Source organism: Paenibacillus sp. RUD330 (assembly GCF_002243345.2).
Lineage (GTDB): Bacteria > Bacillota > Bacilli > Paenibacillales > Paenibacillaceae > Paenibacillus_O.
In genome coordinates this window covers 3,903,686-3,930,359 of record NZ_CP022655.2, presented here as the reverse complement: position 1 = coordinate 3,930,359, position 26,674 = coordinate 3,903,686, and the positions used below count along the sequence as shown (strand labels likewise).

The following is a 26,674-nucleotide window of genomic DNA, read 5'->3' as shown; positions in this document are numbered from 1 at the left end:
CTGCATAGAATGCAAGAATCGGCTTGCAGGGGATTCGCCGGAGCCTTTACATCGGAATCCGCTTGTCTTTTCCGTTCTTGCGGGTGAAGGGCAGGTGCAGGCCGAACGTTTTCTGCGGTTTCTTCTGGACGCCGTCCTGGCCGAACTTCAAGGCCGCATTGATCTCGCCGCCGAGAATGATGATGATGGAGCTGAGGTACAGCCAGGTGAGGAGGACGATGACCCCGCCCAGGCTGCCGTACGTCTTGCTGTAGTTGCCGAACTGATTCACATAGATCGAGAACAGGAGCGAGGTCGCGATCCATCCGATCGTCGCGAAGACGGCGCCCGGCAGCACCTCGCGGAAGCAGAGCCGGCGGTTGGGCGTGATCCAGTACAGCAGGGTGAACACCATGATCATCGCGGCGAAGGGGACGAGATAGCTGACGATATTCCAGATCGGCTCGAATCCGCTCGGATAGTCGAGGAGCTGGAACAGATATTCGCCGATCGTCTTTCCGAAGACGAGCATGAGCATGACGAGAATGATGACGACGGCCAGCACGATGGTGGCGATGATCGAGATGCCCCGGACTTTCCAGAAGGGGCGGTTCTCCTCTTCGTCGTAGGCTTTGTTGAGCCCTTTGATGACGGCATTGATGCCGTTCGAGGCCGCCCAGATGGTCGCGATCATCCCGATCGAGAGCAAGGCTCCGTTGCGGTTGCCCGCTACTTCATGGATGATGTCGCGGACGGTGTTGCCCCCGTCCTCCGGCATGAGCAGCAGCAATTTTTCGATCACATCGTCTCCGGACATGTCCATGAAGCTGACGATGCTGACGATGAAGATCAGGAACGGGAAGAAGGCCAGCAGCAGGTAGTAGGTAAGCTGGGCGCCCATGGCAGGCACTTCGTCGTCCTGGAAGCGGCTGATCATATTCTTGACGAAGTCCTTTAGATTGAATTTCCGTTTCATCGGCATAACAGGCCCCTCCGTTTTCAGTCTGTAAAATAGATACGGCACAAGCCTACATTCTATGTCCGCCGGGCAGACGTCCTTTGCCATGACATGGTGCCGGCGGCGCTTGGCCTGCGCATTTGCATGTCCTTACCCCGGCGGGGGCAAGCAAAAACGATGAATCGGCAGCGTTTTTCAAAGGGCGGCCGTTTCGCCAATCTTTCATTGCTTTTAACCGCTAAAGGATTCTATAATGGACAAAATGAAGAGCGGGCGCGATACGGAGTGGTTCTATGTCGGAGAAAATAGAAAAAATGGTGGAGGCCGCGAGGCTGTATTATCAAATGGACTACAGCCAGCAGGATATCGCGCGTCTGCTCGGCGTATCCCGGCCGACGGTGTCGAGGTTCCTGCAGCAGGCCAAGACGGAGGGCATCGTCCAGATCACGATTCACGATCCTCAGGAGAACCATGACCGGATCTGCCGGCGGCTCGAGGAGCAGTTCGGACTCGACCGGGTCATTGTCGTCTCGACCCCGTCCCATGACGATGCCGTAGTGAAGAAATACATCGGCGAAGCGGCCGCGGCCCATCTCTACGAGATCGTCAAGGCCGGAGATACGATCGCCGTGACATGGGGAACGACGCTGTACGAGGTCGCCCAGCGGCTGCCCATGAAGAGCGTCAAGGATGTCCGCGTCGTCCAGCTGAACGGCGGGCTCAGTTATTCCGAGACGAATACATACGCATCCGAGATCGTGCATTTATTCGGAGGGGCTTTCAATACGCCTCCGCATCTGCTGCCGCTTCCGGCCATCGTCGACGAGCCTGTCGTCCGCCGGGCAATTGAAGCGGACCGTCACATCTCCAAGATTCTGGAGATCGGCAGGGAGGCCAACATCGCCGTGTTCACCGTGGGCGTGCCGACCGTCGATTCCGTGCTGGTGCAAGCCCAGTACTTGCGGCCGGAGGAGCTGGAGACCGTGCATCGGGCAGGCAAGGGGGATATTTGCTCCCGATTCATCGACATCGACGGGGACATCTGCAACGAGGAGCTCGATGCGCGCACGATCGGCATCCGGCTCGAAGAGCTCCGATCCAAGGAGCATTCCATTCTCGTTGCGGGAGGCATCAAAAAAGTCGAAGCGATGTATGCGGCTATGCGGGGGGGATATCCGAACACGGTGGTGACGGATTCCTTTACCGCCAGGCAGCTGCTCGAAATAGTCGGCTGAGGCCGCCTCTATTCCGGTCCGGAAGCAGGCGGAGTTCCGCCAGGCTGCGCCATGTCTTTCCGAAGCGGAAGATTCCGGCGCAGCTTTTTCGGCTTTTTGCTATTTGAGCGAGGTCAAAATCGCCCCGGCCGCAATCAGGACGACTCCGACACCGTTCCAGAGCGTGAGCTTCTCTCCGAGAAAGAGGACGGCGATGACGATCGCGAGTACGACGCTCAGCTTGTCGACGGGCCCGACCTGCGCGACCTTGCCGACCTTCAAGGCGAGGAAGTAGAACAGCCACGATACCGCTCCGGCCGTTCCGCTGAGGGCGATGAAGCCGAGCGAGCGCTTGTGGGCGACGATGTCGGCCATCTGGCCGAATTTGCCCTGTACAGCGACGACCGCCAGCAGGAACAGGGCCATGATGACCGCGCGCAAGGCCGTGGCGCTGTTGGCATCCATATCTTGGAGTCCGATCTTCCCGAATACGGAGACGAGGGCGGCTGCTGCCGCGGAGAGCAGGGCGAGCGGGAGCCAGAGCATGGGCTTGCACCTCCAGGGTTGCCGATTCAGCCGGCATATATCTCTAGTGTGCGTGGGGAAGGATAAACCATGCGCGGGCATAGAAAAAAGCCCCTTCTCGGAGAAGGGGCTTGTGTCGGAACATGAAAATGGCGTCCCGGAAGGACGTACAAATCATCAAGAAAATCCCGCTGCACAAAGGCCTCTCAGTATTCTTGTGTAAAATTTGTGATAAAAAAATGAATGTGTAATTTGGGTTAGCCAACTAATTCCTCGAAAGTTGAGATAGCAATCTTGTCATCCTGATCTCGCAGCTCTTTGATGATGTGAGCGTAATAGCTGTTAGTGGTTTCTATGTCGGAGTGCCCCAGACGTTCGGACACGTAGTATATGGATGCGCGCTTGTAGAGGAGAATGCTGGCGTGAGTGTGTCGTAGCCCATGTGCACTTATCGGCTGGATATTCATATTCGTAAGCGTCTTTTTTAAAACCTTATTTACTGCTGTATTGCAGAGAACTTTATATTTTGATGTCTGAGTAAAGAACACAAGGCCGTAAATGTTGTCGGGACTGCGATTGAAGAGTTCTTTAAATAGCTTCATCGTGTTACCGTCCAATTTAATTTTACGAACGGACTGTTCATTTTTAGTCGGACCAAACCCTTGTTTCATTTTCTTCGTGTATCCCCATTGTTTATCAACATTCAATTCATTAGTTTTAAAGTTAAAATCTTTTCTCGTTAAGCCAACGAGTTCTCCAAACCTCAGGCCGGAAGTAAGGCCAAGCAAAATTAAATAATGAGATAGGGCTGTAGGCTGCTTAAAATGGTTCAGGAGGCGTTTGCTCTCAAACAGGCTAAGATGCTTCTCTTCCTCCCGTTTAGGCGGCACAGCGCCCGTTAGAACGACTCCACGAGTAAAGTCGACATGAAGTATCCCCTCGTCTATAGCGTCCCTTACGCATGCCCGTATATGAGTGTTGATTTTTCGTGCTGTTTCCTTTGATCGAGTTTTAGCATACTCATTTAAAAACGCTTGATAAATCCGCTTAGTAATGTTCTGGATCGGGACTCCAGAAAAGGTCTCCTTGATCGTCTCCAGCGAATTCAGATACCTGGCTCTTGTATTGCCGCTGATATTTGGCTTGAAAACTTTAAGCCATTCCTCAAAATACCGATCGAATGGCTCGGCCTTTAGATGCGGCGTGATGCCTTTTTGAAGTTGCGATTCAATTTCAGAGGCAGCGACCTGGGCTTCTTTTTTGGTAGCATATCCACCCTTGCGGATAGGGTCCGATTTACCGTTCACCATTCGGCTGACGGTATACTGCCATGTCTTGCCGCGTTTCGTGAAGGAAGCCATCTCACTATTCCTCCCAGTTTAATATCTCTATTACGCTCAATGGTTCAAATGAAACGATATACCGATTATTTATAAAAGCAAACTGACCATAAATTTCTTTGTAACGAGCAATTAAATCCAACAGGAATGCTTCCGTGACGCCAAGAAATTCAGCTACCTCGTGTTTTTCTTTAATTCTTGCATGAAAAACATCTACGAAACGCTCTAGAGGTACAAGCCTTTCGTATGCCCATTGTCTCGCGAGGCGTTCTTTCTGCCTATGCAGGATTTTTGATTGATCGAGAATGACTCCTTGAGTAGTATGATGATGACCCAGCTCCTCAGCAATGACACAAGTTTTTTCGACTGTGTTCAATTTCGCTGCCTGGTTAATCGTGATGACTCCATCGCAGTATAGTCCCTTTAGGCGTATAGTTTTGAATGGGTACTCGACAACTTGCACGTTCTCTGCCTGGGATTCTGCGAGCAAATCGTCCAGCATCTTCATGCTCTAACCTTCTTTGCGTTTTGATTTAATGTACTTGGCATACTCTAGGATTTCTTGCATTTCATCCTCGGTATATTCTTCTCCCTCGAAATGAGCTGCCAGTGTCTCGGGCATATCCAACCTTTCCATTCCGCCGTCCTCAATGAGATTACTTTTTTTAATACCAAAGTGACGAGTGATCTTTTCAATCACTCCCATTCTAGGTTCTTTGGTTCCGGTCTCCCAGGTGGAGACAGCTTTATTTGTTACGCCGGCAATGGCTGCCAAATCGTCTTGAGTCAGATGGTAACGCTCGCGCAACATTTTGATGTTTTCGCTTATTCCCACGTTTATTTTGCCCCTCCACTCTATTATAAGTAGAGTATAGGGCCAATGTCGAAGAAAATCAACATTATAAGTCTACTTTTAGTTCATTATGGTGTTGACAATCTACTTTAGGTAGATATAAAATGTGAGTATATTCGACAAAAGGAGGTTCGATTCGTGTGAATTTGACAATGAAGAAGGCGAGACTAATCGCGGGGCTCACTCAACAAGAAACGGCCGATTTGCTTAACGTTCACCGTCAAACCTATATAAAGTGGGAAAAAGACCCCGACAACATGCCAGTGGGGCAAGCTAAAAAATTCTCTGAATCTGTTAACTTAAATGTGGATGAAATTTTTTTTGGAGTTGAATCTACTTTAAGTAGAATTAGTTAAGCGCAAGTTAATCAGAGCAAGGAGGTTATCCAGATTGCAGCACCTGAATGTACAGCTGACAATTCCGATTCCATCGGATTCTGTATTAATCAGCAAAATTGAGTTGGAAGAGCTCAGAAGTCAGGAGTTGGCAGGGGTATTTTGGTCAATGCAGGACTTAGAGCGAAGAATCAACCGAAAAACGGACTGGATTAAAGAGAACATTCTTTTCCCATCTAAATTCAGATTGATTCTTGATTCTGAGAATGGCGGGTTTGTCTTTTATCCAAAGTGCAAAGGGCAAACGTGGTCTTTTCAAGCGGTTAAAATGTCTAAATTCCTCGAAACGAAATTCGCTCAAATTTTTGACCAGCTTTGAACGGAGCGGGCCTTTACTAAAGGAGGTGATTACAGATGACCAGAAAACAGCGTATCCGCTCGTGCGGCAACTTGAAGCAAATCTTGGATACAACTGGATCGGCCAAGCTGCGCGAGGGTTGCCGGGTGCAATATCGAAACGCCATGTCGCGCATTCAAAGAAAAAAGCCCTGAACGGGGTAGGAGCCGTTCAGGGCCAAATAAATCATTTGAAATTATCTTACCACACGAAACGCCAATATCGCCAATCCATATAAGGTAGGTTTTTTTACATGAAGAACGGAAAGCGTCCGACACGCCGGCAGAAAGAAGCCATCGAGGCTTCCAAGCTCAATCCGGAAAACTGGCTCGTGTTCAAAGCCGAGCCCCAGCGCCTTCATCTCGTTCATCGCTACACATACAGCCAAAGAAAGATTCCTGTTTGATTGTCTTGAAAGGGGACATCGTCGAGACGAACCAAGGGCAGACAGGAGAGGTAGTGGAGGTATGGGGCGTGGCCCGAACACTGCTCCGTCTTCGGACAAGCCTAGGCAATTCCATCGTATTTGAAGACGATGTCGCCCGCATCATCCGCCGTCCGCAAGGCCGTGCAGAGTCCAAGCGCAAAAATACTACCAAACGCTTGTGAATTTACTTTAGGGGGCAATCAGCCCCCCTTCCAATATGAAAGGGGTCGTTTTGCCATGCTCCAACAAGCCATGCAGAAGCTGCAGGCCGAGACAGTCGCAAACCAAAAGAACAAGTATATCCAAGTCATCGGAGCTTTCCTGATGAAGCATCTGGAGAGCCATCCCGAGCATGCTACCGGCATCATAGAGGAAGGGAAATCCATTCTGGGCAGCCTGGATGCTATGAAGGCTGAAGCAAAGAAGCAGGCAAGCAACGGCGTCGGCGTTCTGACGGATGAAGAGGGCTTCGCCATCGTCCTGCAGTATTTTGGCGTCAAGCCGCCAGAGGCTGAGCCTGTAGCCGCAGCCATCGCGTCGCCGGTCTTCAAGTCCACCCTGGACGACTTGCTATAGGAGGCCAACAAGATGGACTTCCAGGAATTCAAAATCCATTTCCCTACGACTATCAGCGAGCAACTTGCCGAGTTCGTCAGCGGCACCGCTCTTTTAAATAGCCGGTACATATTTACCCGCTCAGCAGCATTCGGCCGCCAGTACGGATACTGTACCCATTGCAAGCAGAAATTTCGGAACGAGCAGACTCTGAAACATAAGTCAGAAGCGACTTGTCCCAATTGCCGTTCCACTTGCAAGATTCAGGGATCCGGTCTTGGACGGAAATACATGAGAGATCAAGCCGTTCTCATCTGGTATGAGAAAAGCATCGTCGCTCCACAGGCGATAACGGCTCGAACCATCTCCGTCGTGCGGGACTACAGCGGCGACCCCGAGCAGGTGGAGACGAAGTATCATGTCGAAGCAATGTATCTCTTCCTTCCTGGAGAAGGTGGTATTCATTACGTCTCGTCCCGCCAAAAACAGAAGACGGTCTTTTCTCATTTTGATAAAGGCTACAGCGGAGCGAGCTGGCCTCGCTTCCATTGCACCGACAATATCAAGCAGGCGGTAGAAGGCACTCCGTTCCAGTATTCGACCTGGGAGCAATACGTCGGGTACGACAATCACCGGCATGTCTCGGATATGGTCCAGTTCTTCGATCTATCGGCCAAGTACCCTTGCATCGAGACGATGAGCAAGTCGGGCTTCGCGCATCTGATCTGGGACAAGCTGTACGGCCGCCAGACCCATGGCGCGGTTCACTGGAGAGGCAAAACCATTTTCAAGGCGCTCCGTCTAAGCAAAACCGATTACCGCGACATCGTGAAGCGAAACCTTCAAGAGAAGTTTACCTCGGATGTGCTTTCCTTCTTCCAAAAGGAACGGCGCCAGGGCGCAACGGACGGGATCGACGTGATGCTCCATCGTTACCAGCTTTATAAGTTCTCCACGGAGGCTGATAAGCGGTTCGTCCATGGATTCATCAAGCCAGATGATTTGTTCGCCTATCTGCTTAAGCAGACGAATCGGCCCCGGTCCTTTTACCGCTCGATCACAAACGCGTTCCAGGACTATCGGGATTACCTGGGGGAGTGCATTGTTCTCGGCATGGACCTTGGGGAAGATCGATACCTCCGTCCCAATAACCTGCATGGAGCGCACCAGAAGACCAGCTCCAAAGTAAAGATCAAAGATAACAAGCTCAATGAAGCGAAAATATTCCTTCGGCTGCAGAATGAACTTGCAAAGGCAACCTATGATGAAGGCGGCCTTCTTATCCGGCCAGCCGTCTCAGCGGCAGAGTTGTTTCAGGAAGGCAAGCGCCTGAATATTTGCGTCGGTTCGTATGCAACGAGGTACGCGGATGGCGAGACGAACATCTTCCTTATCCGAAATCAGGATGAGCCAGATAAACCGCTGTACACCTGCGAGATAAGCCCCAAGGACTGGAGCATCCGCCAGGTCAGACGGTATATGAATTACGACGTACCCGATGAAGTCATGGTTTTTGTGAATCGATTCGCAGATCGAATGAAACACATGATGAAAAAATCCAAGCCCAAAAAGGCGGTAGCCATATGACAACAGCCAAAACAAAACAGTCAGCCGTTCAACCCGCAGCAAGCGAAGCGACGACGCTCTCCACTCGGACGGTCGAGGTCATCGCGGCGGAGATTCGGACCATCGATCAGCAGGCGCGGCAAGCAGCTCTGCAGGGCGCCATTCAGATCGGCCTGAGGCTGACAGAGGCCAAGGCGCTCGTGGGACACGGCGAGTGGGGAGACTGGCTGAAAGCCAACGTGAATTATAGTCAGTCCACGGCCAACAACTTTATGCGCGTGGCGACGGAGTACGAAGCTTCCGGCCAAGCGCTCGCGAATTTGAGCTATACACAGGCCGTCGCGCTGCTGGCCGTGCCTGCCGAGGAGCGCGAGGAGTTTGTCGAGCAGAACCAGGCCTCTGAGATGTCCTCTCGCGAGCTCCAGGCGGCCATCAAGGCCAAGCAGGAAGCTGAGAAGGCGCTGAAAGAGAAGGAAGAGCAGCTTGCGGCAGAGCAGCTGGCTCGTCAGGAAGAAGAGGGCATGCGCTCGGCGCTCTACGCGAAGTATGAGGAAGAGCAAGAGCTGAGGAAGCGCCAGGAAGAGCAGATCCGCGAGCTGGAGCAGCAGTCCCAGCAGGCGCAGACGTCCGGAGACGACAAGGCCCTTAAACAGCTCAAGGCCGATCTCCGGAAGGCAGAGAAGGCTGCCAGCGCCTCCGAGAAGCGCATCGCGGATCTGCAAGCCGAGCTGGATCAGAAGGCGCAGGACGGACAGACTGAGGCCGAGGTGAAGATCGCCGCTGAGGTCGAGCGCATCAAGGCCGAGCTTGTCGAGCAGGCGAGGAAGCGCGAGGATGAAGTCGCCAAGCAGCTTGCCGATGTGCAGGAGCAGCTGCGCAAGAACAATAACGTCGCCGGTATCAAGATCAAGATGCACTTCGAAGCTATGCTCGCCGACGCTCAGCTCCTTCTCCAGAGCCTTGGCGAGCTGGAGAACCCCGAGCAGAAGGAAGCCATGAAGGCGCGCATCGGGCAGACGCTTGACGATTTGAGAAGCCAGTTCTGATCCGGCCGCATGTTCTTCCTCTTCACGAATGACGAGATCAAGCCGGGATCGCTCTGCGAGTTCATCCGCAACGATCCCAGGCATGCCACGATGCCCAACCTGTATCCGGACCGAATCGGAATGCGCGTCGTGGTGGTATCCGTTCAGGGGGAATGGGCCTGGTGCTACGACGACAGGCCCGTCACCTACCGCATCAATCGAAGGGGGCAGCGTGTCGTGGATTTTGATCCACGTGGCAATACAACGCCTTACCAAGTCGATGAATTAAGTGTCCTTGAAGCTGTGCCCGTCTCCAAGCGGAGCTGGAATTAGAACAAGAAGGTGAGCGCTTGAACTACCTTGAGCACATTGTAGCCTTCAGCCGATGGAAAGAATTGAACCCCCTGCCTGCCAGCGCAATTGCATTATGGTATGAGCTCATGGCCGTTTGTAATAAGGCTGGGTGGCCGGAGGAGTTCACGATTCCAAACGCTGTGCTGCAGTCCAATGCCGGGTTAAGCCGACGAGAGTTCGACCGAGCGCGCCAAATCCTGATTGAGCGAGGGCTTGTCCACTACAAGCTGTCCCATCGGGTGAACAACGCCGGGAAGTATAGAATCATCCCTCGATTGTCCAAAACGTACAACGAGACGTGTAACGAAACGAGCAACAAAACGAGCAACAAAACGAGCAACAAAACGAGCAGCAAAATGGACATCCTAAAAGATTTAAAAGATTTAGACCTAAACTCAAACAAAAAACGGTATGGGGAATTCGTCACTATGACCGAGATGGAATATGGCAAGCTGACAGCAGATTACGGCTCCAGCTTTGCCGATACCTGCATCACCGAGTTGGACAACTACAAAGGCTCATCAGGCAAGAAATACAAGTCAGACTATCGCGCCATTCTGTCTTGGGTCGTGGATAAGGTAAGTCAGCGCAGAGGCGCGGCCTCACCGGGTTTACAAGGTTCATTCTCAGACTTGGGGAGGGATTTGGAAGATGAATAAGCAGGAAGTCGGAATGCTCTTCGACCGGATTGTCCGTTTCTACCCGTCGTTTCGGGTCGGTGAGGACAAGCGGGCCATGCTGCTGGACTGGCATCAGGTACTGGCAGACGTCGATGTTCATACGGCGATGGTCAACCTGGAGCGCTACACGGCAAACGCGGAAAACCGATTTGCGCCTCATCCAGGGGCACTAAAGAAGCCGCTGCAGACAGACGCTGAACGCTACCACGGTAGCATGCGGGCAGCGGGAGAAGAAACGCTGGAAGATTGGGAACGGATGCGGGCGCTGGCCGTCGGGCCATCCGACGAGCAGAGAGAGAGGGTGAGGAAGCTTGCTAAACGCGACGAACGCTGAGCCAATTGAGTTGCCGCATAGCCCGGAGGCAGAGCAGTCACTTCTTGGCGCCATTATCCTCGCGAACATCATCCAGGAAGCTGCATCGCTCGTCTCGACAGAGCAATTCTACGACCGGAAGCACCAGCGCATTTATCGCGCCATGCTTGCGATGGCCGAAGAAGGCGAAGTCATCGACTTGGTGACGTTGACAGCCTGTCTGCAAGCACGAGAGGAGCTGGCGGCATGCGGCAACGTGAGCTATCTTTCCTACCTTGCCCAGCGTGTTCCATCGGAACGAAACTTCGAGTACTACGCAGAAATCATCCGTTCCCGGCATCTGAAGCGTAGGCTGATCGAGACAGCTCGCCAGCAATACGAGGATGCGCTTAGGGAAGACGATCATCATGCGGTCATTGCCGGCATGCAGGCGAGTGCCATCCTTCTGGCCGATCAGTCGGCAACGAAAAAAGAATTTCAGAAGATCAGCGTGCTGCTTGTCGAGGCGTTCGAGCAAATTGAAGACCGTTATGCGAACCGTTCCAAAGGCGGCGTTACCGGAATTCCATCGGGCTTCCCGGATCTTGACCGAATGACCTCAGGATTCCAGAAGAGCGACCTGATCATCGTCGCCGCCCGGCCATCAGTGGGCAAGACGGCCTTTGCGCTCAATGTTGCCCAGCATGCTGGCGTTCGAGCTGGAAAGAAGGTCGCCGTCTTCAGCCTGGAGATGTCTTCGGCCCAGCTCGTGCAGCGCATGATGAGCGCCGAGCAGAATGTCGATGCGTCCAAGCTGCGCACCGGGTACCTGGAAGGCGACGATTGGGAGCGCCTGACGCTGGCTGTGGGGTCGCTGGCCGAGGCCGACATCTACATCGACGATAGCCCCGTCATGACGGTTCAGGACATCGCCGCGAAATGTCGCCGGCTGCACAAGCAATGCGAGGGGCTCGACATGATCCTGATCGACTACCTGCAGCTGATTGCCGGCCGAGGTAAAAGCGGCGACAACCGGCAACAAGAGGTGTCCGACATCTCCCGGACGCTCAAGCAGCTGGCCCGTGAACTCGACCTCCCCGTTATCGCCCTCTCCCAGCTCAGCCGCGCCGTCGAGCAGCGCCAAGACAAGCGCCCGATGATGAGCGACCTACGCGAATCCGGCGCCATCGAGCAGGACGCCGACATCGTCGCCTTCCTCTACCGCGAAGACTACTACGACAAGTCCACCGAGAAGAAGAACATCATTGAAATCATCATAGCCAAGCAGCGCAATGGACCGGTTGGCACCGTCGAGCTTGCCTTCCTGAAGAACTTCAATAAATTCGTTAGCCTGGACCGCGACCCGCATCCATATGGACGCTAGAACGACCGCCTGGGTGGAGCACAAGCTGGCGCCCGTCGTCCGATCTGGAAAGAGAATTGAAGCCATTCGCCTGATGGTGAGCGAAGAAGCTGATATCGCCAGCCGGACCGACATCGGCACCGCGTTTGGAACACTGCAGATCGAAGCCAGCTCGGCCATCCCGAAAGGATACGCATACCTGCTGGAAAAACCGCTCACGCCTGGAGGGATCAGCTTTGCTTGGGTGACGAAGCGCAAACCGCCATAATGGAGGGAAACAATGGAAGACATGCAGATGCAGCTATGGGAACGGGCTTCCCCGGACGAGATCCGCGAGGCGAAGCAACTCCTCTCCAGGTACCGGCGAATGATCGCGATTCGCAAGGCGTTCGGTGAAATGGAGGAGCTATCCGACAAGCAACAGCGCTATGATGCGTTCTGCCGGAAGTGCTTGCAGGAAGTGGAGCAGGCTGTTAACCTGATCCTGGACGATGAAGTCAGGCGCATTCTCGAGATGCGATATATCCGGGGCAACCCGCACAAGATTACGATCCTTCACTTCAGCGGATCAATGGCGACCTCGACCGTGAACCGGAAACTGGCCAAGGGCATTGAGTCCATCGCCAATTCGCTCAAGATCATTCGATAGCGCGCCTAAAAATGCGACTAAACCGGGATGGATAGGGTACAAATACGGAACCAAACACAGGGTACAGTGGAATCACATAAGAGCCGCATCATGCGGCTCGGGTGATGCCTACTGTACCCTTTTTATCGTAGGCACTCGGACGCGCTGAACGGTCATCTGACCTTAGCAGCATTGCAAGGGTGCGATCCGGGGGACAAGTTGACTTGTCCTTTGTCCCATGACTCGGCCGCCAGCCGGATCATGGGAGAGAGGACAACTCTCTTGCTTCTACAATTAAGGAAGGTGGCCGTATGCGAAAGCCTGTGTTTTCCATCATGGAGCCGCCCAGACCCATACAGCCGGAATCGTGCAAGGGATGTGTATGGGGGAGGTGGACAGGCATCAAGCAAGTCTGCAGCATGCCGAAGTGCATTCGAGGAATTGAGCAGAAGAAGTAAGCGTGTATGACAAACGATCGAGAGGGGTGGTGGTCATGTGAATTTCGTCCAGCCGATCCGCGATCCGGAAATCCTGGAGGACATCAAGGAGCTGCTGAAGACAACGCACAGGCGGAATTACATGATGGTGCTGACCGGCCTCAATACGGGCCTTCGAATCTCGGACATCTTAAAGCTTCGCATCCGTGATGTGACGGGAACGCATATCGTCATCCGGGAGAAGAAGACCGGCAAGCACAAACGCGTGCTGATTACGCCTGAGCTGAAGCGGGAGCTAAAGGATTATGTTCAGGACAAGCCGCTCAGCGAGTACCTGATCAAAAGCCGTGAGGGAACGAATCGGCCGATCACACCGAGTATGGCCTACAAGATCATGCGGGAGATCGCAGCCGACTTCGGACTGCAGGAGATCGGCTGTCACACGCTCCGCAAGACGTTCGGCTACTTCTTTTATCGGCAATATAAGGATGTCGCGATGCTCATGCGGCTGTTCAACCACTCGAGCGAAAAGGTCACGCTGCGCTATATCGGCATCGAGCAGGATACGATGGATACGCATCTCAAGGGCTTCCGAATCTAGTGGGTTCCTTATATTGAGGATACCGGGAACTGGTTTTCAGGATTGGCCGCAAAGCCAGTCGCCACGCGCTCTCCAGGGCGCCGTACGAGTTCCATTCCCTTATACATGTAGATAACTCATTCGTTCACAATTTGGCCGCTCTGACGGCCGCCAGAGGGCTTAGGGAGAGGGATCAAATTATGCCGGCGAGTCCGAATAAACCATGCTCGAAACCAGGCTGCCCAGCCTTGACGACGGGGCGCTTTTGCCAATCTCACACCAAGCAGGATGATCGCCAGCGTGGAACGGCGGCGCAACGAGGGTACGACAGCAAATGGCGAAAGGCGCGCGTCGGATTCCTAATCAAGCATCCGCTATGTGTGACATGCACGGCTGAAGGGGCCGTCGGAGCTGCTACGGTTGTCGACCATATCGTCCCGCATCAAGGCGACAAGGTCCTCTTCTGGGATCGGAATAACTGGCAAGGGCTGTGCAAGCTTCATCATGATCGGAAGACCGCTCAAGAAGATGGGGGGTTCGGGAATGGAAAGAGCATGTAGCGTTTCAATAAAACCTCCTCCTGGGGGATGGAGAGGCAAGCCGCCGCTAGGCATTGTGCCCAGAAACATTCATGAAGAGATCAGAATCGGAGCAATCACGCGTGCCGTAATAGATCATCTCCAAACCGGATATCCAATTCCAATGGATTGGGTAGACGAATACAACGACTTAATAAATAAAAGCAGGCGGTAATGCGTCCTGTTAACGGAGGGGACTGCCCATGAATACAGAGATCAAGCTGTTCGACGGCACGGTCATCGAGATCGACGAGCACAACGCCGCCAAGCTGAGGAACAAGGTGCTTCAGAACGCTACCGCGAACGTCTCCGTCCACATCGAGGACACGGAGGGGCACGAGTACCTGATGCCCTTCCAGAGCGTTGTCTATGCCCGCTCCGTCCTGGCGAAGGAAGAGGATCATGAGCCGAGCGAAGGCGCCACGACATCGGACGATGCCTTGACGCTGGACCAGATCAAGGCCCTTGTCAGCGAGAACCAGACGGGTGAATCCATCGGGCAGCTGCTTACCGCCGAGCAAGCCTCGCCGCAGCCGCGTGAGGACGTCGTTCAGTACCTCCAAGAAGCACAGGCAGGGCTTGTGAAGCCCAAGACGGAGAAGGCCCCCCGGGGGTAAGAAATTTTTGGGGATCGCGGCCGAGACCGCGTGTCCCTCTAATGTGAAAAAAAGTCCCCGAACGGTCTGGGAAATCCCGTCGGCCCTGAAAGGAGGAATTTGGAAATGAATGAGGTCGTCAGGTTCGATCATATGCGAGTCGGCGCGAAGGGCGGCGGCAAGCACTGGACGGCCGACGAGGTGAAGAAGCGCGAGGAAGCCGGCAAACGGTTTGAACGGAAGAAGAAGCGGAACCTGAAGATTCCGGCTTGGCTCGACGATGAGGCCCGCAAGGTGTGGCGCAAGACCGTCCGAGACATGGCGGAGTTCGAGATCTTCGATGCGGTGGATGAAGACGTCCTCGCGGCCTACTGCAACGCCGTCACCCGTCATCAGTTCGCGAATGAGATGATTGACGCCGAAGGATATACGGCGACAGGCGCAAGCGGCCAAGAAGTCATCAGTCCGCATGTCAAGATGGCGCAGGATTATGCCCGGCTGGTCCTCCAATTCGCCGAGAAGCTCGGCATAACGGCAGCTGCGCGCGCTCGCCTCGCGAAACAAATGGCCGAGGGAGGCCAAGACGAGAATGCCGAGCTCTTTGACTGACGTCGATTGGGAGGACGTCCACCCGACGAACCGCTATGCGGCTGAGATCGTCATGGGCATCCGGCCCAGCTGCGAAATGGAGCGGCTTGCGTGCGCGCGCCATCTGAACGACTTGCAGCGCCAGGCGACTCCCGGCTTTCCGTACGTCTTCGATGAGTCGCGTGCCGATCGCATCTTTGACTGGTTCGAACGCTGCTGCCGGCATGTGCGCGGCCCCTACTCCGGCCAGCTCATCGAGCTGCTTCCCTTCCAAATGTTCGACCTCGGCTGTGTTTTCGGCTGGGTACACATGGAGAGTGGCAAGCGTCGCTTCAAGAAGGCGCTGCATCTGCGCGCACGGGGAAACGTCAAGTCAACGGAGATGAGCGGGCTCGCCTTGTACGGCATGTGCGCGGACTGTGTCTATCCGCCCGACGCGCCTGCCAAGAAGAAGCGCTACGAGGAAAGCCCGGAAGTCGAATGCGCGGCCGTGGACAAGGGGCAGGCGAAGCGGGTGTGGCTTGATGCCCAGAAGATGGGCGAGGCAAGCCCCGATATTCTCAAGCGCTTGCGAATTAAGCGGACGTACATTGAGCACGCCACGCGCGGCGGATGGCTCCGGCCGCTGTCCAAGGACACGAAAAACAAGGACTCCGGCGCGCCTTGCATCGTCATCATCGACGAATACCATGCCCATCCGTCCTCCGAAATCGTCGACGTCCTCTTCTCTGGCTTCGGCAAGCGGCTCCAATCGCTCATGCTCATCATCTCGACGGCGGGCAAGGACGCCGAAAACAGCCCTTGTAAACGGGAATATGATGCCCGGCGCAAGATGATGCGCGGGGAAATTGCGATGGACGAGACTTATTTTGCCATGATCCGCGAGCTGGACGCAAAAGACGACCCGCATGACGAGAGCGTGTGGGTCAAAGCCAACCCGATCCTTCAGGAGGAGAGCGAGTACGCCGAGACGCTGCGCAAGCAGATCCGGGACGAGCATGACGATGCGTACAACACCGGCGACCCGGCCAAGATTCGGGAGTGGCTGACGAAGCGGGTAAACAAGTGGCAGTCCGACAGCGAAAACAAATACATGTCCGGCATCATGGACAAGTGGAAGGCCTTGGCAGTATCCCGTGAGGCCTTTTTCGCTTTGGTTCGCGGCTTGAAAACGACGGCCGGCCTCGACTTGTCCAAGACGACGGACTTGACGGCGGACGGCTACGTCTTCCGGCTGGAGGACGGGCGCTTTGCGGTGACAGCTCATGGCTATATGCCGGAGGAGACGGCGAGCCGGCACGAGCAGACCGACCGGGTGCCGTACCGATCGTGGGCGGCGGATGGCTGGTGTACGCTCACGGAAGGCGCGGTGACGGATTACCGCTATGTCCGCGAGCACATGCAGCTCGTTCAGGATCTCCAGGACTGGCGCGTGAGCGAGGTGTGCTACGACGACTACAACGCGACGCACTTCGTCCAGGAGCTGGAGCAGGACGGTTATGGCATGGTGAAGATCCCGCAGACAGCCCGTTACCTGTCCTCGCCGACGAAGTTCTTCCGCGAGCTCGTGCTTCAGGGCCGGATTGTCCACGACGGCAGCCCGCTGCTCACCTGGTGCCTCTCGAACGCGGTCGAGATCGTCGACACCAATGGCAACATCAAGCTATCGAAGAAGCACAAGGACGACAGCCAGCGCATCGACCTCATCGCGGCCATCATCAACGCCTTGCACCGGGCCATGCTCGTGGAACAGGAGATGGACATGAACAAGCATGTGGAGAGCGGCTTCACGTTCTAGTGCGGAGGAAAGGAGAGGAGAACCATCGGCAAATGGTGGCGGTTTTGGGAGCGCCGATCAGAAGCGGACGGATGGCGCACTTATCGGTCCAGCTCGGGCAAGACCGGCGCGCCCTTCGTCCCGACGAACCGGGCGATCCTGAACAGCAACGTGTACACGGTCGCTTCCGTGCTCGGCGGGGACATCGGCAAGTTCCCCTTCCAGGTGTACCGCCGGAGCGGGTCCAGCATCAAGCGGGACACGAAGCACCCGGTCGCCCGCTTGCTCGGCAAGAAAGCGAACCCCTATATGACGGCCTACACCTGGAAAGAAACCATGATGGTGAACATGGCCGTGTGGGGAAATGCCTATTCCAACATCGAATTTGACGGAAACGGCTATCCCAAAGCCCTATGGCCGCTTGATCCGGCGCTCACTCAGGTCTATATGGACGTCGACGGCGCGGTCTACTACCTGACCCGGCTGCCGAATGGGCAGATCCGCAAGCTGGTGCCCGACGAGGTCGTTCATTTCAAGAGCATTGGCAACGGACTCGTCGGCATCACGCCGATCGAGGTCATTCGCGAGGAACTCGGCATCCAGCAGGCGCAGAAGCGGTTTTTGGGCCGGTTTTACAGCAAAGGGACCCAGGTTGGTGGCATTTTGGAGGTTCAGAGCGATGTTCCGCTCACCAAGGACACGAAAGATGTCATCCGGGAGGAGTTCGAGAAGGCCACGGCCGGCCTCGACAACGCGGCGAGGGTCGCCGTCATGGACAAAACGATGAAGTATACGCCCCTCGGCATGCCGCTGAAGGACGCGGAATTCATCGATTCGGCCAAGTTCGGCATCGCGGAAATCGCGAAAATCTACAAGGTGCCGGGGTACAAGCTCGGCATCTCCGACCTGAAGTATAGCAACATGGAGAACCAGTCGCTCGAATACGTGAAGAACACGCTTCAGCCCCTCGTGACCAACTGGGAACAGGAGCTCGACGACAAGCTCTTCACGCTTCCGGAGCAGGAGCGGTTCTACGTGAAGGCCAACATGACGAGCGAGCTGCGCGGCGACATGCAGACGCGCGCCGCCTACTACAAAACGATGATCGAAGCCGGCGTCTACTCCATCAACGAGGTTCGCGCGATGGAAGACGATGACGGCATCGGCCCGGACGGCGACAAGCACTTCATGAGCCTCAACTTTGCGAACCTGGCGAACATGGACACCTACCAGAACGCCAAAGCCGGCGTGAAGGGGGGTGAAGACAATCAAAAAGGAAACCCGATTCCTGAAAGTGACGGGGCTGGAGACGAGAGCGGCGCCGGATGATGCCAAGTCCTTGATGCTGACCGGCTACGCCGCGAAGTTCAACGAGCGCTCGGCGCTGCTCTTCGGCGAATTCTACGAGCTCATTGCCCCCGGCGCCTTTGCCCGGTCGCTCGCTGAGACCACCGTGAAGGCGCTGTGGAACCACAATTTCGACCTGGTACTCGGATCAACCAAGAGCGGCACCCTTCGCTTGGAGGAAGATGACGTCGGTTTGCGCATGGAAATCGACCTTCCGGACAACGAATGGGGCCGTTTTGCGTATGACGCCGTCCGGCGCGGCGATGTGGACGGCGTCTCGTTCGGCTTCTATGTCCAGGACGCGGAATGGATCTATCTGCCGGACGAAGGCGTCCACCTTCGGACGCTGCTCGACGTGGACCTGTTCGAAATCTCGCCGACCGGCTTCCCGGCCTACACGGACAGCGAGGTGGAGGCGCGCAGCGTGATGGAAGCGGCAGGCCTCATGACGAAGCAAGCACGACAGGCAGAGATGCGGAAGCTGCTCTGCGACATTCATCTTATGGAGGTATGAGACAATGGGGAAATTGCTCAAGAAGATCAACGAACGGAAACAACAACTGCATGAAAAGCGGACGCAAGCGGAGAAGCTGGCCGGGGAAGACAAGCTGGAGGAGCTTCGCAGCCTGACGGCGGAGATCCGAACGGTCAAAGAGGAGATCGAGACACTCGAAGAGCTCGACCGCCTGGAAGACCCGGAGCCGAAGCCGCCGGCAAGCCCCGTCGACCCGGTTGCCACGCCGGCCGAAGCCCGGAACCTGCATCGCGTGAACGAGCTGGTCAAATCGGACGAGTACCGCGCGGCTTTTCTCGCCAATCTGAGGAGAGCCGCGGGGCGCGACGACTACCGCATCCTCAAGGAGGCGCGCTCGCTCTCTGCGCTCACGGGCGCGGACGGTGGCTTCCTCGTTCCGAAGGATATCGATACGGAAATCATCCGCCTGAAGCGGGATCTGCCGAAGCTGGAAGAGCTGTGCCGCGTCATCCCGGTCAAGTCGCTCTCGGGTACGCGGAACATCGAGACGGGCGCGAACTACACGAAGTTCGTCAAAGTCGGCGAGCTGCAACCCATGCCGGAGCTGCAGAGTCCGAAATTCGCGCAAATCTCCTACGCCATCACGGACAAGGCCGGTTTCATGCAGATTCCAAATGACCTGCTCCAGGACGGGGACGACGCGGAAATCATGGCGTATATCGCCGAATGGGTGGCGCGCGGCGTCGTCGGCACGCGCAATGACGAGATTCTGACCATGCTCGCAGCGATTGCGAATCCGGTCGCGGTCGCGGGTCTCCCTGATCTGAAGAAGATCATGAACATCTCGCTTGACCCGGCGATCGCGCAGTCTTCGTCCGTCATCACGAATCAGGACGGCTTCAACGTGCTGGACAACTGGACGGACGGCCAGGGCCGGCCGCTGCTGCAGCCGGACCCGACCCAGCCGACGAACAAGCTCCTGCTCGGCAAGCCGGTCCGCGTCGTCTCCAACGCCATCCTGCCGACAACCGGCACGACGACGAAGAAAGCGCCGGCGTACATCGGCTCCTACGCCGACTACATCGCGATTTTCGAGCGCGCCGGCTACCGCATCGACACGACCCAGGAGGGCGGCAACGCCTGGAGAAACAACAGCACGGAGGCGCGCGCCATCTACCGCGACGATATGAAGACCATCGACGCGACGGCCGTCGTCAACGGTCAAATTACGGTACCTTAATTCGGAGGGCGTGAGCCCTCTTTTTTTGCGGGGTGAGACATGCTGACCACACTGGAGAGGCTGAAGAGCATGTCGGCCCTCGCCGCCCAGCCCGATGACGTACTCATCCTCCTCATCAAAGCGGCATCCGCCGAAATCGAGGCGTATTTGAATCGGCAGCTGGAGGCGAAGGACGTCGTGGAGCGGGTGGACGGACCGCAAGGGCCCTTCCTCAACCTGAGCCGCTATCCGGTCCGGTCCATCGCGTCCATCGAAGCCGGTGGAGCCGCGCTGGCGGATTTTGAAGTCCTGATGCCTGAAGTTGGCCGTTTGCTCAAGGAGGATGGCTGGCCGGCGGGCGTCTTCAACGTCAGGATCGCCTACCGAGGCGGCTACATCCTGCCGGGAGATGAAGGCGCGGACCTGCCGGAGAACATCGAGCTCGCCTGCATCCTTCAGGTGCAAAGCTTGCTCCGGCAGCCTGGCGTCGTGTCCGAGCGGGTGGGGGATCTATCCGTGACCTATGAGGGCGGCAAGATGTCCAGCGCCGTGCGGAGCTTGCTGGACGGCTATCGACGCTTCACGTGAAGGAGGAACTATGGCGCGATCAAGTCGAGTGAAAGTGAGCATGAGCGGAACCGACGACATCAACAAGCTGCGGCTTCGGCTCTGGGGGCTGACGAAGAAGGAAGTCCACGTCGGCATGCAAGGCGATGCGGAGCTGGCGATGATTGCGGCCGTCCACGAGTATGGATCTGCCAAGATGGGGATTCCGGCACGATCGTTCATCCGCAGCGGGCGAATGAAGTCAAGGATTCCGGTCGGCAAGATCGTTCGCGCCGGCGTGACGGAGATCGCCTTTGGGCGCAAACGGGCGGGAGTGTTGCTGGAGGAAGCCGGGCGAACGGGACTCGATCGGACGATCAAGAACTTTGAACGGATCAAGCAGCCTCCACTCAGCGCGAGGTACAAGGCAGAGCGGGGCGGCGGCCGGAAGTTGCTACAGCGCGACAAGGACCTACGGGAATCGTTGACCTACGTCATCAAGAAGAAGAGGTGATGCCCATTGAGGGCGTTTTACTTTGCAGGAGTGCTGAGCCAGCACCTACAGCCGTATACGCGAGTACAGCCTAGCGGCGGCGCTTACGACGATGACGGCGAATGGCAGTCGGCCACGCAAGCCCCCCTGCAGCTGAGCGGCATGGTGCAGCCTCTGGCCGCGAGGCTGCAGGCCAGGGAAGGCGGTACGTACCTGGAAAGCGACCGCATGCTGTACACGACCCACGCACACGCGATCGACGAGCGGATCGAGCACGCCGGCACGCGCTACCGAGTGGTAGAGGCGACCGAGCGCGAGTACAGCGACGTAAGCCAGTACGTTTTACGTAAGGTGGTGGCCCATGCTCCCCTATCTTGAGATCCGCTCGGCCATCGCCCGCGGCCTCAAGGCTGCGCTTGCGGTGCCAGTCATTGATCTCAATAGCGGCGGCCCCGTCCCGACGGGAGCGTTCATGACGTACGACTTCGACGGCTTCGGCTCCGAGTCAGCAGCCGGCCAGCCGGTCATCCGGCAAACGGCCAGCCAGCGCATCGCGGAGGAGCCGGCGCTCATCACCGTATCCCTCATGTCGTACGCGGACCCGCGCAGCGTGGCCCTGACGCAGGCGCTGCAGGCGCGGGACTGGCTCAAGACGGCCGGCCGCGACGCGCTTAAGGCGCTGGACGTGGTCGTCGTCCGCGTCGAGGACGTCCAAAACCGAGACATAAACATCGGCGAGGAGTGGGAACGGCGCTACGGTTTTGACGCGGAGCTGCGGGCGACCGATCGCATAACGACCGAGCTGTACTGGATCGAGCAAGCAAAACCACACGAGGAGTGATCGCATTGGCACTATCTGATGTAAAAGTCGTCATCTCCGTGCAGCGGCCGACGCCGAGCCTGGGGGGCTACGGCAAGCCTCTCATCATCGGCTCTGGCACGACCGGCACGGGCTATAAAAATTATGCGGATCTGGCAGCGGTGGCAGCTGATTATCCAGCCAACACCGAGGAGTACAAGGCGGCGGGGGCGCTGTTTGCGCAGCGTAATCGCCCGGCCGAGATCGCCATCGCCCGGCGTGTGACGGCGTCGCAGACCATTGCGGAGCACCTGGGCGAGATGCTGCTGCAGGACTGGCACTTCCTGATCTCCACGGCAACGGCCGTCGCCGACATCATCGCGGCAGCCGACGTTATCGAAGCCGACGGCACGCGGCAGTACATCGCCCGTACAAGCAGCCTGACGGACGCGGCGCAGATCAAGGCCAAGGCCTACGACCGCACCGCGGTGATCTACCACTCGCTGCCGGCCGAGGTGGCCAAGTATCCGGATGCGGCATGGGTCGGTGCGGTCGCGTCGCTCCCGCCCGGCAGCGTAACCTGGAAGCGATGGACGCTGACCGGCATCGCGCCCGACGACATGACGCAGACGCAGCTTAACGCCGCGCACACGGCCGGCGTCAACGCCTATGTCACGATGGCCGGCATGGCCGTGACTAGCGGCGGGAGCGCGGCGAGCGGGGAGTACATCGACCTCGTCCACTCGAAGGACTACCTGGTCGCGTCCATCGAGTACGCGGTGCAGGATCTGTTCAACCAGGCTCAGGCGCAAAACAGAAAAATCGCCTATGACAACACGGGCATTGCCCAGATCGAGAGCGCGGTGCGGACGGTATTGCAGCGAGCCTACAACCAAAACATGATTGCGAAGGACGAGGATGGGCAACCGCTGTTTACGACGACGTTCCCGCCGCGTAGCGCGGTCGATCCGGCCAACATCGCGGCGCGCAGCTATCCGGACGGCCGCTTTAGCTTTGTGCTTGCCGGCGCGATCCACTCCGCTGTCATCACCGGCGTCATCACGTTCGAGTAACTTTAAGGAGGGATAATCATGCCAGAAGGAACAACCTATGATGCCAAGGATGTGTCGGTCATCGCGGCCGGCGTCTACCTGACAGGCTTCGCCGAGGATCTGGTCAGCGTGGCCAAAGACGAGGAAAACTGGACGACGACCGTCGGCGCCCAAGGGGACGTCGTGCGTAGCCGAGTCAACAACAGCCTGAGCACGATTACGCTCACGCTGCAGGCGACCAGTCCATCCGTCGCCTACCTGGATGGACTGGCCAACAGCGGCAAGCTGTTTCCGGTCAGCGTGGCCTACAACGGTACGCCCAAGGAAACGGCCAGCGCGTCGCAGGCCTACGTCAAAAAACCCGCCGACCGCGAGTATGGCAGCGAGTCGGGAGAGCGCGAGTTTGAAATCCAATGCCTTGATATGCAGATGACCTAAAAGGAGAGATTGACATGTCCAATTTTAAGCAAAAGACCATCACGACCAAGTCCGGCCAGGCGTACACACTGCAGCATCCGGGTGTGCGCGCGGTGACCAAAATCACGGACCGCGTCAAAAACAAGTACGGTGTCATGTCCGACGAAAAGCTGGCTGATGAGATGCTCGCGCACGTCGTCGTGGATCCTAAGCGCAAGGTCGACGATTTCGACTCCTATCGCGAGCTCGTCGAGGTCGTGCAAGAGGCGTATAAGTTCGTGACCGGCATCGAGGATGAAGCGGGAAACGACTGACGCCGGCGGAGGCCAGCCGGAGAGCTCGCGAGCGCTGGAACCAGTGGCGTTTGTTGCTCTCCGACATGGGAATTACCTACGCAGACCTGTTGCTGATGGATGACGAGGATCTAGCCGAGGCCAATGCGGCCTTGGACATCCACATCAAGCAGCAGCGCAAGAATAGCAAAGCCAAATGACAGGCGCCTCTCGGGGCGTCTTTTTGGCGGTTAAGGGGGTGTGGGAGTGGCAGGTGGCATCGTAAGCAACCTCATGTACGCGATTGGGTTCAAAATCAATTCCAAGGGCATTGACAAGGCGGACGAGCAGGTCCAGTCCCTCAGTTCAAGCTTTACGGCTGCCGGTGTGGCTGCGGGCATAGCAGTTGCGGCCGTGGCTGGCTTCGGCGCGGCTGCCATCTCGGCGGCCGGCCAGTACGAGAGCGCCATGAGCGGGCTGCAGATGGCCACCGGCGCGTCTGCGGCTCAGATGGAGGAGACACGAGGCATCGCCAAAGAGCTCTATGAGCAAAACTTTGGCGAGTCCTGGGACGATCTGGGCGGCGCAATCGCGTCCGTCCAGCAGGTAACCGGGCAGACCGGCGGCGCGCTGCAGCAGACGACCAAGGACGCGCTCCTCATGCGCGATGCGTTTGGCTTCGAGGTCGGCGAATCCGTCCGTTCGGTCGATACGATGATGCGACAATTCGGTATCACGTCTGACGAGGCGTTTAATTTGCTCGCGCAGGGCGCGCAGACAGGTCTCGACAAGTCCGGTGACCTGATGGACACGGCCAACGAGTACAGTAACCAGTTTCAGAGCCTCGGCTTTTCGGCAGAGGAAATGTTCGACACGCTGGCGGCCGGCTCCGCAAACGGTGCCTTTAACCTCGACAAGGTCGGAGACGCGGTCAAGGAGTTCAACATCCGGAGCAAGGACGGCAGCAAAACTTCTTCCGAGGCGTTCCAGATGCTCGGCCTCAATGCGGACAAGATGATGCAGACCTTTGCATCCGGCGGCCCGGCAGCCAAGCAGGCCTTTGGCGACGTCATGTCCATGATCGCAGACATCGAGGACCCGGTCGCGCGCAACACGATCGGCGTGGCGCTCATGGGCTCGCAGTTCGAGGACCTGGAGGCGTCGACTATCGCGGCGATGGGCGGGGCCAAGCAGACGTTTGACCAGACGCTTGGCAAGATGGACGAGCTCAACGCGGCAAAGATCAGTTCGCCAGGAGAGGCGCTGTCCATGCTGGGCCGGCAGCTCGAGACCAATCTGCTCATCCCGTTCGGGCAAAAACTGCTGCCGTACATCAAGCAGTTTTCAGACTGGGTGACAGCCAATCAACCTCAGATTGAGGCGCTGGCTGGCACGCTCGCCGAAGGCGTCGGCCAAGCCTTTACGGCCATTGCGGACGGCGCCAAGGCGGTCTATGACTACGTTGCTGGAAACTGGTCGACCATCACCGATGCCGTGATGGCGTTCGGCGCTGCGCTGCTTGTGGTCAAAACCTATTTTGTCGCAATGCAGATCATCGGCGTGGTCAACAAGCTCATGTTGGCCTACCGCGCCGGCACGATGGCGGCGACGCTCACGACGTGGGGCCTCAACGGGGCGCTGCTCGCCAACCCGCTGACCTGGATTGTAATCGGCATCGCGGCGCTGATTGCCGGCATCGTGCTCCTGGTTCGCAACTGGGACACGGCCAAGGCGGCCATGGTGGCCATCTGGGACGGCATCAAGGCTGGCTTTCAATGGCTGTGGGACGGGATCAAGAGCATCTTTGCAGCAATCGGCAGTTTTTTCGCCACGTACTGGCCGTATGCGATCGGCTTGCTGATGGGGCCGATGGGGCTGATCGTCGGCTTCATCATTGACAACTGGGAGGCGATCCGGAGCGCGGTCGTGTCCAAGGCGACGGCCATATGGGACAAGGTCAAGTCCATCTGGGATACCATTACAGGCTTTTTAAAGGGGATCGACCTATTGGAGATCGGCAAGAACATCATCCAGGGTCTCGTCAACGGGATTGCTAATATGAAGGATGCTGTCATCAACAAAGTCAAGGATATCGCGGGCGGCATCGTCGGCGGCATCAAGGGTATGCTCGATATCCACTCCCCATCCCGCGTCATGATGGAGGTCGGCTTCTTTACCGGGCAAGGACTGGCCGAGGGAATTGCGGAGACTGAGCAGATGGTCGCGGGAGCGTCGATCGACGTCGCTGGTGCAGCTGTTCAGACGCCGGAAGTAGCGCAAACAGCGCGGCAGCTTCCGGCGGCCAGAGCGGAGAGCCGATCCGAGCTTTACATCAAGCTTGACATGGGCGGTTCTGCTGCAGGAGCGACTGCAGCAACGGCGCCGGAGGACGAGCGAGTCAAGCGTTTGGTTCAAGAGGCCGTGGAGAGCGCGATTCGCCGGCTTTACCTGGATGGAGAGATGTCCTATGGCTAAGCTTGATGGTTATTACATTCAGGCGGAAACGGAGTCGTCAGGGTTCTCGGCCGAAATTACGGAGCAACCGGTCGAACAGGGCGTCAGCCTGACGGACCATGTGCAGCGCGGGCCGCGCTCTCTGTCCGTCTCCGGCCGCGTCGTCGGCCCGCAGGCGGCGGAAATCCACAAGTATCTGATGCAGGCATATGAGGGTGGCAAGCTGGTCCAATATACCGGCCGCGTCGCGTTCAGGGGGCTAATCGCCTCGTTTTCGTCCGATCGGAACTATTCCGTCGCGGACGGGTTTACCTATTCGCTTGAGCTCCGCGAGGTGCTGATCGCCAAGGCGGGCGCCTATCAAGGAGAGCTGCCCGCGCCAGTTAAGGTGCAGGCCAAGATCATCAACAGCGCCGGCACTAAGCAGACCAAGACCAAGAGCGGCCAAGTCAAGGACAAAACCAAGGACAAAACAAAGGCCAAGGCCACCAAAAAGCCCCCGCAGGTCGTGACGTTTAAACCCGGCAGCAAGTGGGCGACGCCGGATTAAGGA

Annotated in this window: 35 protein-coding genes; 30 read left to right on the top strand and 5 right to left on the bottom strand. The window is 56.9% G+C overall.

The window, feature by feature from the left end:
• Positions 1–46: 46 nt before the first annotated feature.
• The gene (locus tag CIC07_RS17945) at positions 47–961 is read right to left on the bottom strand and encodes a YihY/virulence factor BrkB family protein (RefSeq protein ID WP_234992868.1); all 915 of its coding nucleotides are present in this window, start codon (positions 959–961) and stop codon (positions 47–49) included.
• 269 nt (positions 962–1,230) lie between these two features.
• On the opposite strand from CIC07_RS17945, the gene CIC07_RS17940 reads away from it, so the two are divergent.
• Positions 1,231–2,172 (top strand): DNA-binding transcriptional repressor DeoR, encoded by a 942-nt coding sequence (locus CIC07_RS17940; protein WP_076354135.1) that lies wholly within the window; start codon positions 1,231–1,233, stop codon positions 2,170–2,172.
• A 99-nt stretch (positions 2,173–2,271) separates the two neighbouring features.
• Here the strand turns inward: CIC07_RS17940 and CIC07_RS17935 are convergent, their stop codons facing one another.
• The 4 genes from CIC07_RS17935 to CIC07_RS17920 form a co-directional block, all read right to left on the bottom strand.
• Positions 2,272–2,697 carry an EamA family transporter gene (locus tag CIC07_RS17935; protein ID WP_076354140.1) on the bottom strand — a complete coding sequence of 142 codons (426 nt, stop codon included), beginning with the start codon at positions 2,695–2,697 and terminating at the stop codon, positions 2,272–2,274.
• A gap of 236 nt (positions 2,698–2,933) precedes the next feature.
• Positions 2,934–4,037: a site-specific integrase gene (locus tag CIC07_RS17930; protein WP_076354142.1), complete on the bottom strand. Its 1,104-nt coding sequence runs from the start codon at positions 4,035–4,037 to the stop codon at positions 2,934–2,936.
• A 4-nt stretch (positions 4,038–4,041) separates the two neighbouring features.
• Positions 4,042–4,524, bottom strand: coding sequence for an ImmA/IrrE family metallo-endopeptidase (locus CIC07_RS17925; protein ID WP_076354144.1), 483 nt, complete (start codon positions 4,522–4,524; stop codon positions 4,042–4,044).
• Positions 4,525–4,527: 3 nt separating this feature from the next.
• A complete protein-coding gene (locus CIC07_RS17920; protein ID WP_076354146.1) occupies positions 4,528–4,851 on the bottom strand; it encodes a helix-turn-helix transcriptional regulator in 324 nt (107 codons plus the stop codon).
• A gap of 158 nt (positions 4,852–5,009) precedes the next feature.
• Here CIC07_RS17920 and CIC07_RS17915 point away from each other — a divergent pair, with 158 nt between their 5' ends.
• From CIC07_RS17915 to CIC07_RS17775, 29 genes are all read left to right on the top strand, one after another.
• A complete protein-coding gene (locus CIC07_RS17915) occupies positions 5,010–5,225 on the top strand; it encodes a helix-turn-helix transcriptional regulator (protein ID WP_234992869.1) in 216 nt (71 codons plus the stop codon).
• A 34-nt stretch (positions 5,226–5,259) separates the two neighbouring features.
• Positions 5,260–5,583 (top strand): DUF771 domain-containing protein, encoded by a 324-nt coding sequence (locus CIC07_RS17910; protein WP_076354148.1) that lies wholly within the window; start codon positions 5,260–5,262, stop codon positions 5,581–5,583.
• 35 nt (positions 5,584–5,618) lie between these two features.
• Complete coding sequence (locus CIC07_RS17905; protein WP_157741935.1) at positions 5,619–5,756, top strand: hypothetical protein; 138 nt, start codon at positions 5,619–5,621, stop codon at positions 5,754–5,756.
• Positions 5,757–5,854: 98 nt separating this feature from the next.
• Positions 5,855–6,007 (top strand): DUF6906 family protein, encoded by a 153-nt coding sequence (locus CIC07_RS25880; RefSeq protein ID WP_442953332.1) that lies wholly within the window; start codon positions 5,855–5,857, stop codon positions 6,005–6,007.
• Positions 6,008–6,265: 258 nt separating this feature from the next.
• Positions 6,266–6,604: a hypothetical protein gene (locus CIC07_RS17900; RefSeq protein ID WP_076354152.1), complete on the top strand. Its 339-nt coding sequence runs from the start codon at positions 6,266–6,268 to the stop codon at positions 6,602–6,604.
• 12 nt (positions 6,605–6,616) lie between these two features.
• Complete coding sequence (locus tag CIC07_RS17895) at positions 6,617–8,170, top strand: PcfJ domain-containing protein (RefSeq protein ID WP_076354154.1); 1,554 nt, start codon at positions 6,617–6,619, stop codon at positions 8,168–8,170.
• Positions 8,167–9,195: a DUF3102 domain-containing protein gene (locus CIC07_RS17890; protein WP_076354156.1), complete on the top strand. Its 1,029-nt coding sequence runs from the start codon at positions 8,167–8,169 to the stop codon at positions 9,193–9,195. Before CIC07_RS17895 ends, CIC07_RS17890 begins: the two co-directional genes overlap by 4 nt.
• Positions 9,196–9,204: 9 nt before the next feature.
• Positions 9,205–9,507 (top strand): hypothetical protein, encoded by a 303-nt coding sequence (locus tag CIC07_RS17885; protein WP_083687884.1) that lies wholly within the window; start codon positions 9,205–9,207, stop codon positions 9,505–9,507.
• 17 nt (positions 9,508–9,524) lie between these two features.
• Positions 9,525–10,187: a hypothetical protein gene (locus CIC07_RS17880; protein WP_076354159.1), complete on the top strand. Its 663-nt coding sequence runs from the start codon at positions 9,525–9,527 to the stop codon at positions 10,185–10,187.
• Entirely contained in the window at positions 10,180–10,542 is a 363-nt protein-coding gene (locus tag CIC07_RS17875) for a replicative helicase loader/inhibitor (protein ID WP_076354162.1), read from the top strand. Before CIC07_RS17880 ends, CIC07_RS17875 begins: the two co-directional genes overlap by 8 nt.
• A complete protein-coding gene (gene dnaB, locus CIC07_RS17870; protein ID WP_175619163.1) occupies positions 10,520–11,884 on the top strand; it encodes a replicative DNA helicase in 1,365 nt (454 codons plus the stop codon). The genes CIC07_RS17875 and dnaB overlap by 23 nt, the downstream gene beginning before the upstream one ends.
• Before the next feature lie 13 nt (positions 11,885–11,897).
• Positions 11,898–12,131, top strand: coding sequence for a hypothetical protein (locus tag CIC07_RS17865; protein WP_139334403.1), 234 nt, complete (start codon positions 11,898–11,900; stop codon positions 12,129–12,131).
• Positions 12,132–12,143: 12 nt separating this feature from the next.
• The gene (locus CIC07_RS17860) at positions 12,144–12,512 is read left to right on the top strand and encodes a hypothetical protein (RefSeq protein WP_076354164.1); all 369 of its coding nucleotides are present in this window, start codon (positions 12,144–12,146) and stop codon (positions 12,510–12,512) included.
• A gap of 474 nt (positions 12,513–12,986) precedes the next feature.
• On the top strand, positions 12,987–13,529 hold the full coding sequence (locus tag CIC07_RS17855; RefSeq protein ID WP_076354166.1) for a site-specific integrase: 543 nt from the start codon (positions 12,987–12,989) through the stop codon (positions 13,527–13,529).
• A gap of 760 nt (positions 13,530–14,289) precedes the next feature.
• Positions 14,290–14,703 carry a hypothetical protein gene (locus CIC07_RS17845; protein ID WP_076354172.1) on the top strand — a complete coding sequence of 138 codons (414 nt, stop codon included), beginning with the start codon at positions 14,290–14,292 and terminating at the stop codon, positions 14,701–14,703.
• Between the two features lie 105 nt (positions 14,704–14,808).
• Positions 14,809–15,291: a phage terminase small subunit P27 family gene (locus tag CIC07_RS17840; protein ID WP_076354174.1), complete on the top strand. Its 483-nt coding sequence runs from the start codon at positions 14,809–14,811 to the stop codon at positions 15,289–15,291.
• Positions 15,272–17,068: a terminase large subunit gene (locus tag CIC07_RS17835; protein WP_076354176.1), complete on the top strand. Its 1,797-nt coding sequence runs from the start codon at positions 15,272–15,274 to the stop codon at positions 17,066–17,068. Before CIC07_RS17840 ends, CIC07_RS17835 begins: the two co-directional genes overlap by 20 nt.
• A gap of 150 nt (positions 17,069–17,218) precedes the next feature.
• Entirely contained in the window at positions 17,219–18,376 is a 1,158-nt protein-coding gene (locus CIC07_RS17830; protein WP_076354178.1) for a phage portal protein, read from the top strand.
• On the top strand, positions 18,306–18,908 hold the full coding sequence (locus CIC07_RS17825) for an HK97 family phage prohead protease (RefSeq protein ID WP_076354180.1): 603 nt from the start codon (positions 18,306–18,308) through the stop codon (positions 18,906–18,908). Before CIC07_RS17830 ends, CIC07_RS17825 begins: the two co-directional genes overlap by 71 nt.
• Before the next feature lie 4 nt (positions 18,909–18,912).
• The gene (locus CIC07_RS17820; protein WP_083687886.1) at positions 18,913–20,109 is read left to right on the top strand and encodes a phage major capsid protein; all 1,197 of its coding nucleotides are present in this window, start codon (positions 18,913–18,915) and stop codon (positions 20,107–20,109) included.
• A gap of 39 nt (positions 20,110–20,148) precedes the next feature.
• Positions 20,149–20,676 carry a head-tail connector protein gene (locus CIC07_RS17815; RefSeq protein WP_076354182.1) on the top strand — a complete coding sequence of 176 codons (528 nt, stop codon included), beginning with the start codon at positions 20,149–20,151 and terminating at the stop codon, positions 20,674–20,676.
• A gap of 10 nt (positions 20,677–20,686) precedes the next feature.
• Positions 20,687–21,148 carry a hypothetical protein gene (locus CIC07_RS17810; protein WP_076354184.1) on the top strand — a complete coding sequence of 154 codons (462 nt, stop codon included), beginning with the start codon at positions 20,687–20,689 and terminating at the stop codon, positions 21,146–21,148.
• A 6-nt stretch (positions 21,149–21,154) separates the two neighbouring features.
• Positions 21,155–21,505: a hypothetical protein gene (locus CIC07_RS17805; protein ID WP_076354186.1), complete on the top strand. Its 351-nt coding sequence runs from the start codon at positions 21,155–21,157 to the stop codon at positions 21,503–21,505.
• A complete protein-coding gene (locus CIC07_RS17800; protein WP_076354188.1) occupies positions 21,489–21,968 on the top strand; it encodes a phage neck terminator protein in 480 nt (159 codons plus the stop codon). Before CIC07_RS17805 ends, CIC07_RS17800 begins: the two co-directional genes overlap by 17 nt.
• A gap of 5 nt (positions 21,969–21,973) precedes the next feature.
• Positions 21,974–22,999, top strand: coding sequence for a DUF3383 family protein (locus CIC07_RS17795; RefSeq protein ID WP_076354190.1), 1,026 nt, complete (start codon positions 21,974–21,976; stop codon positions 22,997–22,999).
• 18 nt (positions 23,000–23,017) lie between these two features.
• On the top strand, positions 23,018–23,416 hold the full coding sequence (locus CIC07_RS17790) for a phage structural protein (protein ID WP_076354192.1): 399 nt from the start codon (positions 23,018–23,020) through the stop codon (positions 23,414–23,416).
• Between the two features lie 14 nt (positions 23,417–23,430).
• Positions 23,431–23,709 (top strand): hypothetical protein, encoded by a 279-nt coding sequence (locus CIC07_RS17785; RefSeq protein ID WP_076354194.1) that lies wholly within the window; start codon positions 23,431–23,433, stop codon positions 23,707–23,709.
• A 225-nt stretch (positions 23,710–23,934) separates the two neighbouring features.
• Positions 23,935–26,142 (top strand): phage tail tape measure protein, encoded by a 2,208-nt coding sequence (locus tag CIC07_RS17780; protein WP_076354196.1) that lies wholly within the window; start codon positions 23,935–23,937, stop codon positions 26,140–26,142.
• Positions 26,135–26,671: a phage baseplate protein gene (locus CIC07_RS17775; RefSeq protein WP_076354198.1), complete on the top strand. Its 537-nt coding sequence runs from the start codon at positions 26,135–26,137 to the stop codon at positions 26,669–26,671. The genes CIC07_RS17780 and CIC07_RS17775 overlap by 8 nt, the downstream gene beginning before the upstream one ends.
• Positions 26,672–26,674: the final 3 nt, after the last annotated feature.

What these genes read in the sequence shown, in the direction of transcription:
- CIC07_RS17785 (WP_076354194.1), top strand. Translation starts at nt 23,431, where the DNA reads ATGTCCAATTTTAAGCAAAAGACCATCACGACCAAGTCCGGCCAGGCG.
- CIC07_RS17900 (WP_076354152.1), top strand. Translation starts at nt 6,266, where the DNA reads ATGCTCCAACAAGCCATGCAGAAGCTGCAGGCCGAGACAGTCGCAAAC.
- CIC07_RS17890 (WP_076354156.1), top strand. Translation starts at nt 8,167, where the DNA reads ATGACAACAGCCAAAACAAAACAGTCAGCCGTTCAACCCGCAGCAAGC.
- CIC07_RS17790 (WP_076354192.1), top strand. Translation starts at nt 23,018, where the DNA reads ATGCCAGAAGGAACAACCTATGATGCCAAGGATGTGTCGGTCATCGCG.
- CIC07_RS17820 (WP_083687886.1), top strand. Translation starts at nt 18,913, where the DNA reads ATGGGGAAATTGCTCAAGAAGATCAACGAACGGAAACAACAACTGCAT.
- CIC07_RS17925 (WP_076354144.1), bottom strand. Translation starts at nt 4,524, where the DNA reads ATGAAGATGCTGGACGATTTGCTCGCAGAATCCCAGGCAGAGAACGTG.
- CIC07_RS17860 (WP_076354164.1), top strand. Translation starts at nt 12,144, where the DNA reads ATGGAAGACATGCAGATGCAGCTATGGGAACGGGCTTCCCCGGACGAG.
- CIC07_RS17800 (WP_076354188.1), top strand. Translation starts at nt 21,489, where the DNA reads ATGCTCCCCTATCTTGAGATCCGCTCGGCCATCGCCCGCGGCCTCAAG.
- CIC07_RS17845 (WP_076354172.1), top strand. Translation starts at nt 14,290, where the DNA reads ATGAATACAGAGATCAAGCTGTTCGACGGCACGGTCATCGAGATCGAC.
- CIC07_RS17940 (WP_076354135.1), top strand. Translation starts at nt 1,231, where the DNA reads ATGTCGGAGAAAATAGAAAAAATGGTGGAGGCCGCGAGGCTGTATTAT.
- CIC07_RS17945 (WP_234992868.1), bottom strand. Translation starts at nt 961, where the DNA reads ATGCCGATGAAACGGAAATTCAATCTAAAGGACTTCGTCAAGAATATG.
- CIC07_RS17875 (WP_076354162.1), top strand. Translation starts at nt 10,180, where the DNA reads ATGAATAAGCAGGAAGTCGGAATGCTCTTCGACCGGATTGTCCGTTTC.
- CIC07_RS17810 (WP_076354184.1), top strand. Translation starts at nt 20,687, where the DNA reads ATGGCGCGATCAAGTCGAGTGAAAGTGAGCATGAGCGGAACCGACGAC.
- CIC07_RS17930 (WP_076354142.1), bottom strand. Translation starts at nt 4,037, where the DNA reads ATGGCTTCCTTCACGAAACGCGGCAAGACATGGCAGTATACCGTCAGC.
- CIC07_RS17835 (WP_076354176.1), top strand. Translation starts at nt 15,272, where the DNA reads ATGCCGAGCTCTTTGACTGACGTCGATTGGGAGGACGTCCACCCGACG.
- CIC07_RS17935 (WP_076354140.1), bottom strand. Translation starts at nt 2,697, where the DNA reads ATGCTCTGGCTCCCGCTCGCCCTGCTCTCCGCGGCAGCAGCCGCCCTC.
- CIC07_RS17775 (WP_076354198.1), top strand. Translation starts at nt 26,135, where the DNA reads ATGGCTAAGCTTGATGGTTATTACATTCAGGCGGAAACGGAGTCGTCA.
- CIC07_RS25880 (WP_442953332.1), top strand. Translation starts at nt 5,855, where the DNA reads ATGAAGAACGGAAAGCGTCCGACACGCCGGCAGAAAGAAGCCATCGAG.
- CIC07_RS17895 (WP_076354154.1), top strand. Translation starts at nt 6,617, where the DNA reads ATGGACTTCCAGGAATTCAAAATCCATTTCCCTACGACTATCAGCGAG.
- CIC07_RS17840 (WP_076354174.1), top strand. Translation starts at nt 14,809, where the DNA reads ATGAATGAGGTCGTCAGGTTCGATCATATGCGAGTCGGCGCGAAGGGC.
- CIC07_RS17905 (WP_157741935.1), top strand. Translation starts at nt 5,619, where the DNA reads ATGACCAGAAAACAGCGTATCCGCTCGTGCGGCAACTTGAAGCAAATC.
- CIC07_RS17885 (WP_083687884.1), top strand. Translation starts at nt 9,205, where the DNA reads ATGTTCTTCCTCTTCACGAATGACGAGATCAAGCCGGGATCGCTCTGC.
- CIC07_RS17815 (WP_076354182.1), top strand. Translation starts at nt 20,149, where the DNA reads ATGCTGACCACACTGGAGAGGCTGAAGAGCATGTCGGCCCTCGCCGCC.